We start from the raw sequence: 16,824 nt of genomic DNA, 5'->3' as shown, positions 1-16,824 counted from the left end.
GGGGAATGCGTAAACGGTAGCGACTGGCGAAGCTGCGCACTAGTCGCCCGGCGACGTGGATTCAGCCGGTTCTGACCACGCGGAACGACTGGGGACCGGAACGACTGGGGACAGTCCAGGTAGGGTGCGTGGTCGTCACGCACCAGACGCCGCCCCTAAGCGAGCAGTAGCGGTAGCGAGCAGTAGCGGTGCTTGGCACGCAAGCACCTTACCCGAACTCACTTGAAACCCGAAACCCGAGTCTGACTCCACGCAAAGCGTTTCAAGGTGCCCTGTCCCCAAATAGCTCTCTGTCCCCAAATAGCTCTCAAGAAGTATTGCCAGTGCATCGTCAGCGTAAGGAAACGTCAAAGGGATCAAGGGTCGTTGATGGAAATGTTGCAAATAGTGCCTGACTACATTGTTCAATTGGAGCAAGCCGAATTGTAAGCAGATGAAAAATGATTGCGTGCTCGATTGATGATGGCTATGCTGCGATTTAGCTATCGAATTATCGATAGTCATCTACGATAGTCTTCTATAAGTAATCAGCATGAAATTGACTCTACTCATTGCGGTAATCGGCACGTTATTCAGTGGCGGCCAAATGCACGCGGCACCAGTGAGCCTTGGAGCGACAGATGTCGGATCTTATACTCAACACGGAGCATTTCACTTGCGCAATGAATACGCGGTAGGCTCTTTCATTTCGAATCCTAATTTTGAATTTCGGGATTATGCGATTTTCGATTTATCCGGGATCAATGGTACGATTACGTCTGCCGTGCTGCGTGCGAATTCCGGCGGCGATGTCGGTCGATTCGAAGATGTCACGATCTCATTTCATTCGTATGCAGGATCCATCCCCGCGTTGACGGCTGGGACCGCAAACTTTGGTGATTTGGCAAGCGGAAACGTGTACGGCAGCGGGACAGTTTCCTCAGGGTTCCCCGATAATACCGATATCGATTTCAATCTGAACGCAGTCGCGTTGATCGATCTAAATTTGTCGTCTGGATTGATCGCAATTGCAGGTAGTCAACCTGTCGCAACCAATTCGGCCGGGGTGTTTGGTGATACACCGGCAAGCGGAGTGACACTGATACTAGATGTCAAAGCCGTGCCAGAACCATCCTCGGCGATCCTGCTGATCGCCGCAGCGGGTATCGTTACCCGACGCAGTCGACGGAAAACGTAGCGGTCCTGCAACCTCGAGTACGGATCTGTCACCTCTCACCCGAATGCGTCTGGGGAGAGATGACAGTCGATTCTCCTGCGCCGTTTTGACGTGTCCGCTTGGGAAACGACTGGGAAACGACTGGGGAACGACTGGGGAACGACTGGGGAACGACTGGGGAACGACAGGGGAAACGACTGGGGAAACGACTGGGGAGAAACGACTGGAGACAGGGCACTTTGATGTTTCCTGATGGCGGAGGTCGGCTTGGACGAAATGCTGAGCTTTCGACCGTTGGCCCTCGATTCGACTGGCTCGGGCCAAAAATCGCGGCCGCGAGTCGGCGACCGCGCAGTCCAGGGTGGGGTGCGTGCTCGTCACGCACCAGACGCCGCCCCTAAGCGAGCCGTAGCGGTGCGTCGCACGCAAGCACCTTGCCCGAACTCACTTGAAACCCGAAACCCGAGCCTGACCCCACGCAAAGCGTTTCCTGGCGACGCGATCCGAAGTTGTTCCATCACCTGATCGCCCGGCGCATCAGCAGACGGAAAGTTTTCCAATGCCGAGTCAGCGAGCGTAGACGAGGGAACGGAAACGATATTTGAATCCGTGAACAAACCGTAGTGATTGAGCATCGCGCCAGTGATGCCGTACAGAAAAACCCAAGGCAGCAGAAACAATCCCGCGTACAAATGCACGCGACGCAGAACCATCGTGAAGCGTGTACGGCGTTTGCGTTTGGTAGATTCGGATTCGGCTAGGGTTTCTGTTTTTGCTTTGCTGGTCACGGCGTTCTCAAGATTTTCTATAGGTGCATTTCGACGACTGGTCGACACGACTTCTACAGCGGCTTCAACCTTTCGCCGTACCGTTCATACAAGCTCGAATCCTGTGGAATCAGGTCCACAGGAAACTCAGGCTTCACTTTCGCCAATTCATTCCGCTCGGTACAGGCGAAGAATTGTGGTCCCAATACGTCGATGATTTGGCGTTCGACAGCGCGGCCTTCGTCGGTGATTGAGTCGGCGGGATGGACTGACGTTTGCAGAATCCAGATGCCGTTTCCGAATTCGATTGCTTGGTCCGAAGGAAGTCGACGAAGCCTGTCCTGGCCAATCGTGGCAGCGATGTGCTTGCCCAGAACAAGCCGCCAGGGAATTCGATGCAATCCTCGCCACGGACCCATCGAGGCGCTGCCGTGAATGGTGCCTTGGACGACGCGAGTGCATTCGCGGCGAGAGTCAAGCGTGATCGTACGCTCCTTTGTGCTTCGCCGGTAGTCAATCGAAACAAGAGGCGCTGCGGTGATGACAGCCACTTCCGTGATCGCGTGCATCACTTGCTCGCTCGTCGCACTCCGCGCCGGGAAGATTAGATCCAGGTGCTTCGCCCAAAACAGCAACTCCCCAAACCTCGAGTGGTCACCCCATTCGGAACGCAGCAGGTTAAAGTAGTAACGCTCGGTCGACAAATCGGACATCCGTTGGTCGGCGAACAGTGGGATGCGATTCCCCTTGTGCGACGCATCGTACCATTGGGTCAGATAGTCGATCACTTCAGCCAGATCCTTTGGCAAACTCTGTTTCCCTTCGTTCCCCCACTTCGTTGCAGGGTACACTTTGTCGGGACCAATCAGCAGCTCAAACACCCTACGCGAAACCCCGTCAGCCCAAGGAGTCGGGAAGAACTGGTAACGAACTTCAATGCTCGGCGAAAAGTCTTCTTGCGTCACGTATCCGAGCCATTCAAGTTCAAAGCCAGTCCATCCAATGCCACGCCAGCACACGTGTCCGTCGATCGAGCGATGTAGTTTACACGATCAGCCTTTTCATCGCGTGAGAAACGACTGGAGACAGGGCACTTTGATGTTTCCTGATGGCGGAGGTCGGCTAGGACGAATTGCTGAGCATTCGACCGTTGGCCCTCGATTCGACTGGCTCGGGCCAAAAATCGCGGCCGCGAGTCGGCGACCGCGCAGTCCAGGTAGGGTGCGTGCTCGTCACGCACCAGACGCCGCCCCTAAGCGAGCCGTAGCGGTGCGTGGCACGCAAGCACCTTACCCGGACTCACTTGAAACCCGAAACCCGAGCCTGACCCCACGCAAAGCGTTTCCTTCCGGTTAACGCGATTGGCGAACGTGAGGTTGCCGATCTTGCCGGTGTTGACCTGTTCGTCACATCCCAAACCCGATAGAAGTCAACTCGACGCCAACGCAATGCATGCCAGCGTTACGGATAGTAATTTCTTGGAGTTGAAAAATTGCGAAGCCCAATTACTTCGAATCGAGAGGTCATCGATGCGTAGCCTGAGTCTGTTAATTGTCGTGGTTTTTCAGATCCCCGTTTCTGCGGTCGTCATCGATAGCTTCCGCGTCGGAAGCCAAGTCGTGTCCACAGGATCAAACGTCGCCGGTTCATCATCTATCGGCGGACTTGATCCAAACGAAGTCCTATTTGGAAAACGTACGTTAACATTGCGAGCTGAGAGGGATTCTGGCCCCCTTTTTTCGATGGTTGACACGTCTGGCACGGGATCGTTGCGGTACATGCCTTCGTTGAGCTTCCAACTCCCTCCAAACGATCGCGGTCGAATAGAATTGACTCACCTTCCTGGAAATGGCGTCGAAACCTTCGACATCTCCCAGTACGCCAACAGCAATTACGTAATCGATTTTGAGCACGCGGGATTTGGCGGTACGCCTAGTTTTGGCGTTGGTCCGCCTATTTTTGGCGTTGGGCCTGTGGATGCGTTACTCAGAGTTTCATCAACGACGGGCTCGGATTCAGTCGCGTTTTCTATATTCGAATCGTTCGCGCCTTTTCAAGTATTGGTTCCGATGTCCGGACTGAGCAACGCCGATTTGTCGAACGCGTACAACCTGACTCTCGATATAGAGGGCATTCCATCGCAAGGTACTCTTAAAATTAGCCAGATCAGCTTCGCTACCGCAGTCCCAGAGCCATCGAGCTTTCTCTTCCTTGCCGCCGCAGGGTTGGCGGTTGGGCTGATCAAGTTTCGGGAGAGGATAAAGGGTCAGGAGAGGATAAAAGAGAGATAAAGGGTCAGAGAGAGATAAAGGGTCAGGAGCTTAATTGGTGGATTGGGCAAACTTCCGCGGGCGGCCCCGTTTGCGGAGGGTGGACTCGAGGTTGTATTGGCGGGCGGTCGTTTCGACCCAACCGGCGTCTCCAAAGGGTTGCCCCCGATCGATCGCTCGCCTCAGTTGCTCTTCTTCCTTCTCACTAACCGGGTGGTTGACACGCTCAATCCATCCGGGAAGGCGAGACATCGGCCAGCGACTCAGTGGAACAAGTGAACCGCCTGTGTGCGACCAGTTGTGAAGGCTACCAAAACGCAAATCTTCCGCTTTGCAGCACAGTCCAGCCGCCAAGACATTCCGCTCGACATAGCGGCAGACAACGAAAAAAGGTTCGTCGCTCTGGACCGGAAAGCTTTTGTAGCGGCCTTGGTACAGATGACCGTAGCCGCTTTGGTGGTAGTGGGCGTGGTGTCGGGCGGTGTGCGTCATGGTCACCCAATACATCACATCAATCGGCTCATCGCCCCGTCTCGCTGGGGCGAAAGCACCATGTGCCAGTGATTAGGCATCCAGCAGTAAGCAAACAGGTGGACTGGAAACTTCTGGAGCCCTTCGATTAGCACCCGCTCAAACGCCTCATAGTCGACATTCTTGTGGAACACAGCCTGTCGTCCGTTTCCACGGTTCAGCACGTGGTAGATCTCACCGGCGGCATCGGCACGAGGCGGTCGTGGCATCGCTTTTGGTCCAGCTTACGGATACTTGATTGCGACCAACGTAGCGAAACCAAATTGCCCAGTCATCCAATTCGGCTCCTGACCCTTTTTCCCCCACTCCTGACTTTTTCTCCCACGGTTCAGCACGTGGTAGATCTCACCGGCGGCATCGGCACGAGGCGGTCGTGGCATCGCTTTTGGTCCAGCTTACGAATACTTGATTGCGACCAACGTAGCGAAACCAAATTGCCCAGTCAACCAATTCGGCTCCTGACCCTTTTTCTCCTCAATCAACAACGGCGCTATCGATCATTCGTACCGGCGTTTCTCTCGGCAACGAAGTCGCCGTGCTGACCAACGCACAGATTGCCAACGACACTTTCGTGCGACCGGCGACGCCAACGGCGGCGAGTTGGTTGGATCATAACAAGCACTTCGCATCGGCACTGATCAATCGGCAACGCATCTCGTCGAAGCCAACGCCAATCACGCAAACGAACATCGAGCAGGCGGGCAAAGAAACCTACATCGGGCCAAAGCGAGGGAATTGGATTCTCGATCGCGGAACGCTACGCATCGTAGCGAACGCGGACCGTCGAGACGCTCAAGATACCCTGTTGCATCAAAGCAACCAGTCGATCGATCGTCACCTGTGTCAGCTCCGTTTCGGACGCAAGCAACAGTCCGCCGTTTCCAAAACGGATCGGATCGGCCAAACGCATTCCCGGTCTTAATTGTGAAAAATACAATTCGTCTTCCCGCTGGGGCGGTTCGCACACGGCTTGCGATGATTGGGGTTGCGACGCTGGAGGAAGAGTCGCCAGGGGTTGCGACGTCATCAACAACATCGCCAAGTGGATCGAGATGTCTTTGATGATCACCACGTGCGAATCGTCGTATGCATCACACTGGCGACTGCTAAAGAAAAGAATGCCCAGGGGTCGGTCGCGAACGAACAGCGGACAGGTCATGGACGATCGGATTCCCTCCTTCACGATAAGCTGCGTCGACCGCGAATCAGGTCGTTTCTCCAGATACTCAGGCAGGTTGTTCAAAATCCGAGGCTGTCGATACTTCAAGACGATCGACAACGAAGAGTTTTGAAGGGACGCGACGTACCCGTGCCTTAGCAGCGTGCCGTGCGTTGATCGACTCCAAACCGCGCGAGCAATATTCTTGGTTTCGTCAATCTCGGCATAACCGATACGATCGTACGGAACCAGATCGCCAAAGGACTCGAAAACGAAGTCAAGCGATTCGGCTAGCGAAGCACCTGCCACGATTTTTAAGGAAAGCTGATAGATGTGATCGACGAGATCGCTCGGCGCGTGTACGGCGTGCATCTGATTTGCCCCAAACGGTGAATGTCGCGAAACGGGCATTTCCCAGCACCATTTCGCAGACATAAGGGATTCGCCCACAAAAGCCTACGTCATGCTGGGACGCTCGGGCAGGTTTTACACAAATATCCGGCGAAATGGATTCATCGGAAGTAAGGCCTGCGAGCCTTCGTCACCGGACACCTCGAGCTCGGGTGTAGGTATGTCTTGATGAGACCGAATGGCAAGCCAAGCTGAATCGTTTTGCTCGCCATTGCAACTGGGCGATTTGTTTTCCGTCTAGACTTGGCGGCACTGTGTCCGGTTTGGCGGCATAGATCGTTTCCGGTTGCTTTCAGACACGTTTGCTTGGATGACGGATGCCTGACTTTCAAGATCGCGCGAAGCCGCAGTGGAGTTTTTTACAGCGGCATGGTTTGCTGTTCGTTTGCACGTCGCCGTTGGTTGCCAATGCGATCGGCAGTCTGTTCAACGTGCTCTACAACCGCAACCAAATCTTTCCGATTTTGTCGGATGCCCAGCGGATCCGATTCGACGATTGCGTACTGTGGTTCAACGTGCTGATCTATCCGATTGCCGTGTTGTGCTTTGTGCTACCACTGGTGTGGGTGCGACCGGTGTACCGCGATTTGTTGGCGAGAAATCCGGTGTCGACGGATCTGCTCCGGCGGGCTCAGCGGGTCGTCGTCAACCTGCCTTGGTGGTTTCTGTTGGTTGCGTCCCTGGGATGGCTCAGTTGCATTCCGGTCTTCATCACGTCGTTGTACGTTTTGCCCGAACCGTTGCTGGGCGTCGTCATTGCTCATTTGGTCACATCGTTTTTGATCGCAGCGATGATTGCGGTGACGCACAGTTTTTTTGCCGTGGAACTGGCGATTCAGCACGCTCTGTTTCCCGTCGTGTTTTCTTCCGAAGATCCGACGATCGAAACGATGCCCGCTAGCGTGCCTGGAATCATCCCCTTGAACATCACACTGCGAGGCGTTCTGTGGACCGTGTCGTCGGTGGTCAGTCCCGTCATTTCGCTGGTCCTGATCCTACTGCTGCCGGATGACGAAAACCTGGCACCCTGGTTTGCGGTTGCTGTCGGCGTGGTTGCGATCGCATTCGGGTTTGCCACCAGTTGGATGCTTGGCAAATTGGTCGTGCGGCCGGTACAGCAATTGCGCCGCGCCGCTTCGGAAGTCGAAGCGGGCAACCTGGACATACATATTGATCTGCTCTGTGCCGACGAATTCGGACACCTGATCAACAGTTTTAATTCGATGGTCGAAGGATTGCGACAACGCGAGCATTTGCAGCAAACCTTTGGCCGTCACGTCGGCCAAGAAGCCGCTCGGCAGATCATCCGCCAAGGCGATCAGTTGACCGGTCGCGAACAAGTCATCACCGTGATGTTTGTCGACGTACGAAATTTTACACAGTACTCGTCGAACCATTCGCCCAGCGAAGTCGTTTCCGCCTTGAACGTGTTTTTTCGTGAAGCCGTCGAATGCGTGGAGTCGCACGGCGGGATGGTCAACAAGTTTCTGGGCGACGGATTCATGGCCATATTCGGTGTCGGAGCAAACACACAGCGTCATGCACAGGATGCGGTCGATTCAGCAATGGCGCTGCGGGCGTGCGTCCAGCAGTCGACGTCTCTTTTTCACGATGCCGGCTGGGACGACTTGCAAATCGGCATCGGCATCAACACGGGGCCCGCGGTGGTCGGAAGTATCGGTTCGCCCAAACGCCAGGAGTACACGGCGATCGGTGACACCGTCAACGTCGCCGCGCGAGTCGAGGCGGCCACAAAACTAGCCGGCCACAATCTGTTGATCACTGAATCAACAAAGTCAGCCTTGGTCGATGCGTCCGCGTGGATTCCTCTGCCACCCCAACTCGTCAAAGGGAAAGACCAACCACTCCGACTCTTCGCCCCGAAGAATGGCTCATGACAACGAGAACCGTTTCTTTGCAGACCGGCTGTCACGCCATCAACGCATCGATTGCCCGGCCGTGAACGTCGGTTAGGCGGAAGTCTCGGCCGGCGTGGTGGTACGTCAATCGCTCGTGGTCGAAACCCAACAGTCTAAGGATCGTGGCTTGGATGTCGTGGACATGAACCGGGTTTTCAGTGATGTTGAATCCGAATTCGTCCGTTGCCCCGTAGGTGATCCCCGGTTTCGCACCCCCGCCGGCCATCCACATGGTGAACGCTTGCGGATGATGGTCGCGCCCCGCCTTTCGCCCCAGCGCCGGATTGGTTTCAATCATCGGCGTGCGACCGAACTCGCCGCCCCAAATCACCAGAGTCTGGTCGAGCAGACCGCAGCGTTTCAGATCTTCGATCAATGCCGCAGTTGCTTGGACCGTTTCTTTGCAGCGGCTTTCAGTGTTTCCTTTCACGTTGCTGTGTGCGTCCCATCCCGAATGGTAGATATTGATGAATCGGACGCCCCGTTCAACCATCCGCCGCGCCAGCAAACATGATCGGGCAAACGAGGGCTTGTCGGGCTCACAGCCATACATGTCAAGCGTCGCCTTCGTTTCATCGCCGAAATTGATCAGCTCCGGTGCAGACGTTTGCAATCTCGCCGCCATTTCGTAAGACGCCATCCGCGTCGCAATTTCTGGGTCTCCGACGCTGTCGAGTCGTCGTTCGTTCAAACGGTTGATCAATTCGAACGTGTCTTGTTGGATCTCATCGACAAAGGTGTCAGGCGTTGCCACGTTTAAGATCGGTTCGCGGCCGTTGCGAAATTGCACGCCCGAGTAGACGGTCGGCATGAATCCGCTGGACCACAACGTCGTGCCGCCGCTGATCCCGTCACCGGTGCTCATCACAACGAATGCGGGTAAGTCCTGCGTTTCGCTGCCCAGGCCATAGAGTGCCCATGATCCGATGCTGGGCCGGCCGGGTTGCGAGAAGCCGGTGTTGAAGAAAATCTGTGCCGGCGCGTGATTGAACTGGTCCGTGGTACACGATCGAATGAAACATATATCGTCGGCGACGCGGCCGAGCTCTTTCATCGGTTCGCCCAGCACTGCACCGGACTGGCCGTAGGTATCGAATTTGAACTGAGGCCCCAGCACGGCGGCGTCCGGTTGAATGAACGCATAACGTTGGTCACCGATCACCGAGGGTGGCAAGGGGCTGCCTTCCAGTTGCGAGAGCGTCGGCTTGGGGTCGAACAGTTCCAGCTGGCTGGGGGCGCCGGCCATGAACAAATGGATCACCGCTTTGGCTTTTGGGGGATAGTGCGACGACATAGGGGATAACGGACTTGGCCGCTCGCCCGCATTGCCGCTGCCAGTCATGGACTGGGTCAACAATCCCGCAGCGGCGATTTTCCCCAGCCCGACACCGCATTGATCCAGAAAGTGTCGTCGCGACGTTGATGTGGCGAAGTCTTGATTCTCAAACATCGTTTTCACTTTCATCGATTCAATTTTTTGTGATCGCTTCGTCGATGCACAACAGCACGCGGGCGGTCGCGGTCCAGTCGCTGTGCTTGGACTGAAAGTCGGCGATCCATTCCCGTTCTGTATCCGTCGGCAAGCGAGTCATCAGCCAGCGAAAGCCTTCGTCGATTTTCGAATTCAAATCACCTTCGACGGCCGCCATCCGTTTCCCGTAAGCCTGGGCGATCTCGACAAACATCGGATCGTTCATCAACGTCAACGCTTGAAGTGGCGTGTTCGACACGTCGCGCCGGGCCAGGCAAGCTTCGCCCGACCCGGCATCGAACGTCGTGAACATTTCAAACGGAGCCGTCCGTTTTTGATACGTATAAACGCTGCGTCGGTAACGGTCTTCGCCTTCGCTGGCCTGCCACGTCGATTTCTTGTAGTTCGCCGAAACAGCGCCAGCGGGTTGGGGCGGTCGGACGGGAGGGCCGTACATTTTGTCGCTCAACAATCCCGACGTCGCGAGCGCCGAGTCGCGAATGATTTCCGCGTCCAATCGGTTTCGTGGGAAGCGGCCGAGCAACCGATCGACACCGTCGCCGGCTTTCGACGCCGGGACGCGAGATGATTGTTGGTAAGTTCCGCTGGTGACGATCCGTTGGTGCAGTGACTTGATCGACCACCCGTTGTCCATGAACTCGACCGCCAGGTGATCGAGCAATTCGGTGTGGCTGGGGATCTCGCCCTGCATCCCAAAATCATCCAAGGTGGAAACGATCCCCGTGCCAAAAAACGCCGCCCAATGACGATTGACAACGACGCGAGCGGTCAACGGGTTGTCGCGGCTGACCAACCATTGCGCAAACTCTAGCCGATTGCCGGGCATCGACTTGTCGCTGGTCCGCTGGTCGCTTTTCCACAGCACTTCGGGCAGATGGGCTTCGACCGTCTCGGTCGGTTGGGTGTATTCGCCGCGATGATGCAAGTAGGTCGGCCGAGCGTGTCCGGGCGGACGTTCCGTAAACACCAGCGTCATCGGCCCCCGCTTGGGTTCGCGCAGTTTGCGAATTTCATCGGCATGCTCCTTCAACTCCGGTGCATCCATTAGGAAGGCACTTCGCACGATCGGGCTCTCGGCCGCGTCGTCGTTCGCTAGTGCGGTTGCCAGTTCGTTTGTGTGGACGAAGGCAGTTCGGATCGATGTGCCTTCGGAAGCACTGATGCGAAACTTGCCAAGCGAACTGGCATAGTGCCGACCGAAGTGCATTTGCAACTTGAACGGTGAACCGGCAGCGATCGGTGTCTGCAATCGAAAGACCGCGACATGAGACTTGCCCGCACCTTCGGAATCGACCGACCATCCCGTTTGGATGTCGCCGTCCGTCGCCAATTGAGCCGATACTTTGTTCTTGCCGAAAGTGTTTTTTGCAAAGCTCTCGAAGGCTTCGGTGATCTCAATTGGATCGCTATTCGCATTCGAAAGCTCAAATTCGGTCAGATAGAAGTCGCCCTTAGATCCTTCGTAATAAGTCGATCCCGGTCCGCCGGCGGGCAGTCGCGGGTCGGCCAGTGCTTCCAATCGTAGGGTTTGAATTGGAAAGTCGGCACCCGCAAATTCGACGGTGTAGATGTCGTGCTTGGATGTATCGCCGGCCGCGAAGATCGCGCCGTCGTCTTCGAGCGTCAGATACGGCACATTAGCCGACATCGACGTCGGAACCATCGTTGTCCACGCCGCCAATCCGGTTCGTTGTTTTTCGATCCACGTCGCGAGGGCGGCTTCGAGATTTTGTTCGGACGATTTCGTGGCCGCAGGCCAGTGACTCGCTAGTTCGCTTTCTAGCTTGTCGGCTTGATCGAGTTCGGATTGCCGATCCTCCGCTTTGGATTCATATGGCAAAAAAAAGTCGGGTTCGTCGGCGTTGTTCAAGTACGCCATGATGCCGAAGTAGTCGTGGTGCGTGATCGGATCATATTTGTGTGTGTGGCACTGGGCACATCCAGTCGTCAGCCCCAACCATGTTGTACCCGTCGTGGCGACGCGATCGGTCATCGCGTGGTAGCGAAATTCCAGCGGATCGATGCCGCCTTCTTCGTTCAGCATCGTGTTGCGATGGAACCCTGTCGCGACGCGTTGGTCGACCGTCGGATCGGGCAGCCGATCGCCCGCGATTTGTTCGATCGTGAATTGGTCAAAGGGTACATCGTCGTTGATCGCGCGAATGACCCAGTCACGGTACGGCCAAATGCTGCGGTCGCGATCTTTTTCGTAGCCGTTGGTGTCCGCATAGCGAGCCAAGTCCAACCAACGCCGTGCCCAACGTTCGCCGTAGCGAGGTGATGCAAGTAAGTCATCCACGATCGCGGTATACGCTTGCGGCGATGGATCCGCCACGAACGCATCGGCGACTTCGGGGGTCGGCGGCAGCCCGATCAAATCCAAATGCAGCCGCCGGATCAACGTTGCCGGATCGGCGGCGTCGCTGCGATGTCGGCCGACCGCCGCCAACTTCGCATCGACGAAGTGGTCGATCGGGTGCACACCCAAGGGCACTGGATGTCTTGTCGGTGGGACGAACGACCAATGTTGTTCGTAGGGTGCTCCATCGTCGATCCATCGTTTCAGGATCGCCCGCTTTACGTCGTCAATGGGTTTGTTCGCCGTTGGCGGCGGCATCATTTCGTCGGGATCGGTGGACTCGATTCGGCGAAGTAGTTCGTCGGCGTCGGCTTCCATTGTGCCGGTTCCGTCGGGCACATCCAACCGCAATCCGGCTTCCCGCGATGCTTCGTCGGGACCGTGGCACGAAAAACAGTGCTTCGACAGCAGTGGGCGGACATCGCGGTTGTAGGACAACGGCCCCTGCGCGGCCGCGTGATTCCACGAGGCTGCGACCGCAAGAATGAAAGTGAGAATGCGCATGAGGCGACCGGGCGGGCAGTGCGAAGTTGGCGAAACGGTTTCGGTCACGCCAAAATATCGTGGATCACGTGGGTCTCTTTCACTCCCGTCAGCTTTTCATCCAGCCCCAAAAACGGGAACGTCAACTTGTTGTGATTGATTCCCAACTGGTGCAAGATCGTTGCGTTGAAGTCGCGAACATGAACGGGGTTTTCAACGATATTGTAACTGAATTCGTCTGTCTGGCCGTATGAGATTCCGGGTTTGATTCCGCCGCCGGCCATCCACGCGGTGAAGCATCGCGGATGGTGGTCACGACCATATTCCGTCGTTGTCAGTTCGCCTTGGCAATAGGTCGTTCGTCCGAACTCGCCCGCGAACACGACCAAAGTGTCATCCAGCAAACCATTCTGTTTCAAGTCGGTCAACAAGGCGGCGCATGGTTGGTCGACATCCATCGATTGTCCGCGAATCTTTTTCGGCAAACCTCGGTGATGGTCCCACCCGCGATGGAACAGTTGGACGAAGCGCACGTCGCGCTGGGCCATGCGTCGCGCCAATAAACAGTTTCGCGCGAACGATCCGCTCTTGGCGACTTCGGGCCCGTACAAGTCGAGTACGTGTTGCGGTTCGTCCGACAGATCGACCAGCTCGGGAACCGACGCCTGCATTCGAAAGGCCATCTCCTGCTGAGCGATCGTGGTCATGATTTCGGGGTCACCGACTTCGACCAAGTGTTCGTGGTTCAGCTTGGAAACCAGGTCCAGCATCTTGTGCCTTGTCGTGCGATCGACACCGTCGGGATCCGATAGGAACAAAACCGGATCGCCCGAGGGTTGGAACGAAACCCCTTGGTGTTTCGTCGGCAAGAAGCCGGATCCCCACAATCGGCTGTAAAGCGCTTGAATGTTCGCTTGGTCGCCCGACCAAAACGCCGAGCTGAGCACGACGAAGTCCGGCAGGTTTTCGTTCATTCGCCCGAGCCCATAGCTCAGCCAAGCGCCTAACGAAGCCTTGCCCGGAATTTCCGACCCGGTACAGATCAATGTCTTGCCGGGATCGTGGTTGATCGCATCGGTGTTCATCGACTTGATCAAGCAGATCTCGTCGATCTTGGTCGCCAGATGCGGCAACAGTTCGCTCAAGTAAGTCCCGCTGTCGCCGTGCTGGTTGAACTTGAACATGGACGGAGCAATCAATTGCTCCTTTCCACGCGTCATCGCCGTCACGCGTTGGCCGTTGCTGACCGACGGAGGAAGCGGTTTTTTGAACAGCTCCGTCAGTCCCGGTTTGTAATCGAACAAATCCATTTGGCTGGGCGCGCCGGCCATGAACAAAAAGATCACTCGCTTTGCTTTCGCCGGATGATGCAGCCCGTTCATCACGCCGGCGGCACTGGCGTGCTGTTGGCCGATCAAGGAACCCAAGGCGGTTGTTCCCAGTCCGGCCGCTGCGAGTCCTTCGAACGTGCTGCGCAGGAATTGTCGGCGTCCGTTATTCATGAGTTTTGATCCTGTCGAGATTGAACATCGAGTGGACGACCATCGTCATCGCGGCAAGTTCGATTTGCGCCGTCGAATCGTCGATCGCGCGGACGGCGGCCAGCGTGGATGATTCGATCATCGCCGCAGCCGCTTGAGGATCCGCTGTATAGGTTGCTTCAAATTGCTGATAGGCTTCGGCGAGCGTTTCCAACGCCGCGTCGCTTGGCATTTTCGACGTGATCGTTTGATAAGCCGATGCGATTCTTTGGGTTGTCGTCAGGTCCGAGCGGGCCCGCAACGAGCGTGCAAAATTCATCGCGGCCGAGAAGTACTGTTTCTCGTTCATCATCAACAACGCTTGCAACGGCGTGTTGGTCCGTTCGCGTCGAGCGATACAGCTTTCACGCGACGGAGCGTCGAAGATCGTCATCTGCGGCGGCGGCATTCCCCGTTTCCAGAACGTGTAAATGCTGCGGCGAAAAATTTGATCGCCTTCGTCGGGGACGAACGTGTTGGGATAGGAGCTTGGCATCACGACGGTCTCCCACAATCCGCGAGGTTGCGGCACCTTGACGCTTTTGCCGCTCATTTCTGGATTCAACAATCCGCTGACGCAAAGCACTTGATCGCGAATGACTTCCGCGTCCAATCGAAACCGCGATCCGCGTGCGAGCAATCGGTTATCCGGATCATCGCCAAACGCTTCCGCGTCGGCGGTCGACGTTTGTCGATAAGTGCTGGACATCACGATCGACCGCACCAGTGCTTTCACGTCCCATCCCGATGCGGTGAAGCGCGTCGCCAAATGATCGAGCAGTTCGGGGTGCGAAGGCGATTGACCTTGCGCGCCAAAGTCCTCGGCCGTCTTGACCAAGCCGACACCAAAAAACTGTTGCCAAAACCGGTTCACGGTGACTCGCGCGGTTAGCGGCTGCTCGGGCGAAGTGAACCACTCCGCCAAGTCCATCCGCGTCGGCACCTCGCTCGAATCGGCGCCTGATGTTTTGAGCGGCGGCAAGAAGCCGGGCGTTTGTCGCTGGACCGGATCACCCGGTTGGTCATAACCGCCGCGGATCAGAATGTGCGCCTGACGAACTTCGTCGCGTTCCTTCATCACCAACGTTGCGGGAATCTGCAACAACAAAGCGTCACGCTGTTTGGTTGCTTTCGCAAAACGTTCAGAGACGTCTTTAAGGTTTTGTTCATCCGTGGCGTCTTTCTCTTTTTTCTGTTTCAGCTTCTTTTCTTCTTTACCCAGTTCGGCGACCAGCTTGTCCAAACGCTTGCGTTCGGCCTTTTGCTCGTCGCTGGGCAATTCCAAGTATGGCCATTGCAGTCCGCGTTTGAAGTCGATGGTGCCTCGACGGCCCGTTTCCGGTGCGCCATCGAAATTGTTGTAGAACGCGTACAGTTGGTAAAAGTCACGCTGGGTGATAGGGTCGTATTTGTGGTCGTGGCAAACCGCGCACTGGACCGTCAAACCCATGAACGCAGTACCAACGGACGTGACTTGGTCGACGACGTTGCGAAAGAAACTCTCTTCGGGAAGCGCGGTTCCAACATCAATGATCAAATGCAGGCGATTGAAGCCCGATGCGATCAACTGCTCTTTGCTGGGATCGGGAAACAGATCGCCGGCGACTTGAAATTTGATGAAGTCGTCGAAGGGCAAGTTGTCATTGAACGAATCGATCACCCAATCGCGGTAAGGCGTCATCTCGCGATAGTGATCGTGGTGCAGTCCGTTGGTGTCGGCAAAGCGAACCAAGTCCAACCAGTATCGGGCCATGTGTTCGCCGTAGTGTGGCGATGCCATCAACCGGTCCACCACAGTTGCGAAGGCTTCGTCGGAATCGTCGTCGACGAACGCTTGGACTTCATCGATCGAAGGCGGCAGGCCGGTCAAGTCCAGCGTCACTCGGCGAATCAATGTCTGCTTGTCGGCCGGCCCGCTCGCCGTTCGATGCTTCGCCGCCAATCGAGCCAGCACGAAACGATCGATCGCCGAATCGTCCCAGTCGCGCGAATCGACGCCCGACGGGATCGCCGTCGTCGCCAGTTCGGGAACCGGCACGGCCGCTGGTGTTACGAAAGCCCAGTGCTGGTCGTAGCCGGCACCGCCGTCGATCCAACGACGCATCGTCTCGATCTGCGCGGTACGCAGCGGTTTATTCAATTCGGGTGGCGGCATGACCACATCGGGGTCATCCGAAGTGATGCGAGCGATCACTTCATCCAAATCGACTTCGTCAGGAACATCCAGCCGCACATCCGACTCGCGATGCTTTTCGTCGGGCCCGTGACAGGCAAAGCAATGGTTCGACAAGATCGGCCGCACGTCGTCATTGAACGACAGCGGGTCAATCGTCGCCTCTTCGGAAAATACGGGGCCGATGGGCCACGTCACGAACAGGAGCGTCCAAACGAAAAATCGATGCATCATTCAGTTGATTTTGGCGTGGCGGGGATCGAACGTCGGGCAAAACAGTGGAGCATTCAACAATCTTAACCCTTTCGATCCAAACCATCAGGCGATAAAGCCTGATCCGCCCATTTCTCGCATCGCGAAAGCCGGATGGCTCGCCTCGCAATGTGTTCACTTGTGCACTGCCGGTCGAATTCGGGATCCCTTGCCGAATTTTTCCGGTTCCGGTACGATCTTCGCTCTCATGGTGGTCCCGGTATGTTCACTGGGCCTCCTTTCATTCACCCGCCGACACAGATGGGACGAAGGGCGATAAGATTCACGGTCATTTGGCCGCGATCTTGATGCTCTGGATGCCGAGCTTTTGC

The 16,824-nt window shown here is 56.2% G+C and carries 12 protein-coding genes; 3 read left to right on the top strand and 9 right to left on the bottom strand.

Annotated elements, in window-relative coordinates; genetic code table 11:
- Positions 1 to 763: 763 nt before the first annotated feature.
- Entirely contained in the window at positions 764 to 1,177 is a 414-nt protein-coding gene (locus Poly51_RS30940) for a PEP-CTERM sorting domain-containing protein (RefSeq protein ID WP_222435784.1), read from the top strand.
- A 356-nt stretch (positions 1,178 to 1,533) separates the two neighbouring features.
- Here Poly51_RS30940 and Poly51_RS04550 read toward each other — a convergent pair whose 3' ends face one another.
- Together Poly51_RS04550 and Poly51_RS04545 are read right to left on the bottom strand one after the other, a co-directional pair.
- The gene (locus tag Poly51_RS04550) at positions 1,534 to 1,944 is read right to left on the bottom strand and encodes a hypothetical protein (protein ID WP_146454630.1); all 411 of its coding nucleotides are present in this window, start codon (positions 1,942 to 1,944) and stop codon (positions 1,534 to 1,536) included.
- A 53-nt stretch (positions 1,945 to 1,997) separates the two neighbouring features.
- Positions 1,998 to 2,732, bottom strand: a complete 735-nt coding sequence (locus Poly51_RS04545) for a hypothetical protein (protein WP_146454628.1) — start codon at positions 2,730 to 2,732, stop codon at positions 1,998 to 2,000.
- A gap of 720 nt (positions 2,733 to 3,452) precedes the next feature.
- Here Poly51_RS04545 and Poly51_RS04540 point away from each other — a divergent pair.
- Positions 3,453 to 4,214 (top strand): PEP-CTERM sorting domain-containing protein, encoded by a 762-nt coding sequence (locus Poly51_RS04540; RefSeq protein WP_146454626.1) that lies wholly within the window; start codon positions 3,453 to 3,455, stop codon positions 4,212 to 4,214.
- Positions 4,215 to 4,244: 30 nt separating this feature from the next.
- Here the strand turns inward: Poly51_RS04540 and Poly51_RS04535 are convergent, their stop codons facing one another.
- From Poly51_RS04535 to Poly51_RS04530, 3 genes are all read right to left on the bottom strand, one after another.
- The gene (locus tag Poly51_RS04535; protein WP_315853654.1) at positions 4,245 to 4,700 is read right to left on the bottom strand and encodes a hypothetical protein; all 456 of its coding nucleotides are present in this window, start codon (positions 4,698 to 4,700) and stop codon (positions 4,245 to 4,247) included.
- The gene (locus tag Poly51_RS31665) at positions 4,700 to 4,933 is read right to left on the bottom strand and encodes a transposase (RefSeq protein WP_315853653.1); all 234 of its coding nucleotides are present in this window, start codon (positions 4,931 to 4,933) and stop codon (positions 4,700 to 4,702) included. Before Poly51_RS31665 ends, Poly51_RS04535 begins: the two co-directional genes overlap by 1 nt.
- A gap of 548 nt (positions 4,934 to 5,481) precedes the next feature.
- Positions 5,482 to 6,255, bottom strand: coding sequence for a GAF domain-containing protein (locus Poly51_RS04530; RefSeq protein WP_186775338.1), 774 nt, complete (start codon positions 6,253 to 6,255; stop codon positions 5,482 to 5,484).
- A gap of 356 nt (positions 6,256 to 6,611) precedes the next feature.
- Here Poly51_RS04530 and Poly51_RS04525 point away from each other — a divergent pair, with 356 nt between their 5' ends.
- Positions 6,612 to 8,192 carry an adenylate/guanylate cyclase domain-containing protein gene (locus Poly51_RS04525; protein ID WP_146454622.1) on the top strand — a complete coding sequence of 527 codons (1,581 nt, stop codon included), beginning with the start codon at positions 6,612 to 6,614 and terminating at the stop codon, positions 8,190 to 8,192.
- Between the two features lie 31 nt (positions 8,193 to 8,223).
- Here Poly51_RS04525 and Poly51_RS04520 read toward each other — a convergent pair whose 3' ends face one another.
- The 4 genes from Poly51_RS04520 to Poly51_RS04505 are packed head-to-tail and all read right to left on the bottom strand — an operon-like array spanning position 8,224 to position 16,474.
- Positions 8,224 to 9,678 (bottom strand): DUF1501 domain-containing protein, encoded by a 1,455-nt coding sequence (locus Poly51_RS04520; RefSeq protein WP_146454620.1) that lies wholly within the window; start codon positions 9,676 to 9,678, stop codon positions 8,224 to 8,226.
- A gap of 4 nt (positions 9,679 to 9,682) precedes the next feature.
- Entirely contained in the window at positions 9,683 to 12,568 is a 2,886-nt protein-coding gene (locus tag Poly51_RS04515) for a PSD1 and planctomycete cytochrome C domain-containing protein (protein WP_146454618.1), read from the bottom strand.
- A 44-nt stretch (positions 12,569 to 12,612) separates the two neighbouring features.
- Positions 12,613 to 14,049: a DUF1501 domain-containing protein gene (locus Poly51_RS04510; protein WP_146454616.1), complete on the bottom strand. Its 1,437-nt coding sequence runs from the start codon at positions 14,047 to 14,049 to the stop codon at positions 12,613 to 12,615.
- On the bottom strand, positions 14,042 to 16,474 hold the full coding sequence (locus Poly51_RS04505) for a PSD1 and planctomycete cytochrome C domain-containing protein (protein ID WP_146454614.1): 2,433 nt from the start codon (positions 16,472 to 16,474) through the stop codon (positions 14,042 to 14,044). The genes Poly51_RS04510 and Poly51_RS04505 overlap by 8 nt, the downstream gene beginning before the upstream one ends.
- Positions 16,475 to 16,824 lie beyond the last annotated feature (350 nt).

Origin of the sequence: Rubripirellula tenax (genome assembly GCF_007860125.1) — a bacterium.
In the GTDB taxonomy this organism is placed as follows: domain Bacteria; phylum Planctomycetota; class Planctomycetia; order Pirellulales; family Pirellulaceae; genus Rubripirellula; species Rubripirellula tenax.
This window is presented reverse-complemented; position numbering and strand designations above follow the sequence as displayed.

Excerpts from the sequence above, each read along its gene's own strand:
- Poly51_RS04505 (WP_146454614.1), bottom strand. The coding sequence starts at position 16,474 with ATGATGCATCGATTTTTCGTTTGGACGCTCCTGTTCGTGACGTGGCCC.
- Poly51_RS04525 (WP_146454622.1), top strand. The coding sequence starts at position 6,612 with ATGCCTGACTTTCAAGATCGCGCGAAGCCGCAGTGGAGTTTTTTACAG.
- Poly51_RS04515 (WP_146454618.1), bottom strand. The coding sequence starts at position 12,568 with ATGCGCATTCTCACTTTCATTCTTGCGGTCGCAGCCTCGTGGAATCAC.
- Poly51_RS04530 (WP_186775338.1), bottom strand. The coding sequence starts at position 6,255 with ATGCACGCCGTACACGCGCCGAGCGATCTCGTCGATCACATCTATCAG.
- Poly51_RS04535 (WP_315853654.1), bottom strand. The coding sequence starts at position 4,700 with ATGTATTGGGTGACCATGACGCACACCGCCCGACACCACGCCCACTAC.
- Poly51_RS04510 (WP_146454616.1), bottom strand. The coding sequence starts at position 14,049 with ATGAATAACGGACGCCGACAATTCCTGCGCAGCACGTTCGAAGGACTC.
- Poly51_RS04520 (WP_146454620.1), bottom strand. The coding sequence starts at position 9,678 with ATGAAAGTGAAAACGATGTTTGAGAATCAAGACTTCGCCACATCAACG.
- Poly51_RS31665 (WP_315853653.1), bottom strand. The coding sequence starts at position 4,933 with ATGCCACGACCGCCTCGTGCCGATGCCGCCGGTGAGATCTACCACGTG.
- Poly51_RS04540 (WP_146454626.1), top strand. The coding sequence starts at position 3,453 with ATGCGTAGCCTGAGTCTGTTAATTGTCGTGGTTTTTCAGATCCCCGTT.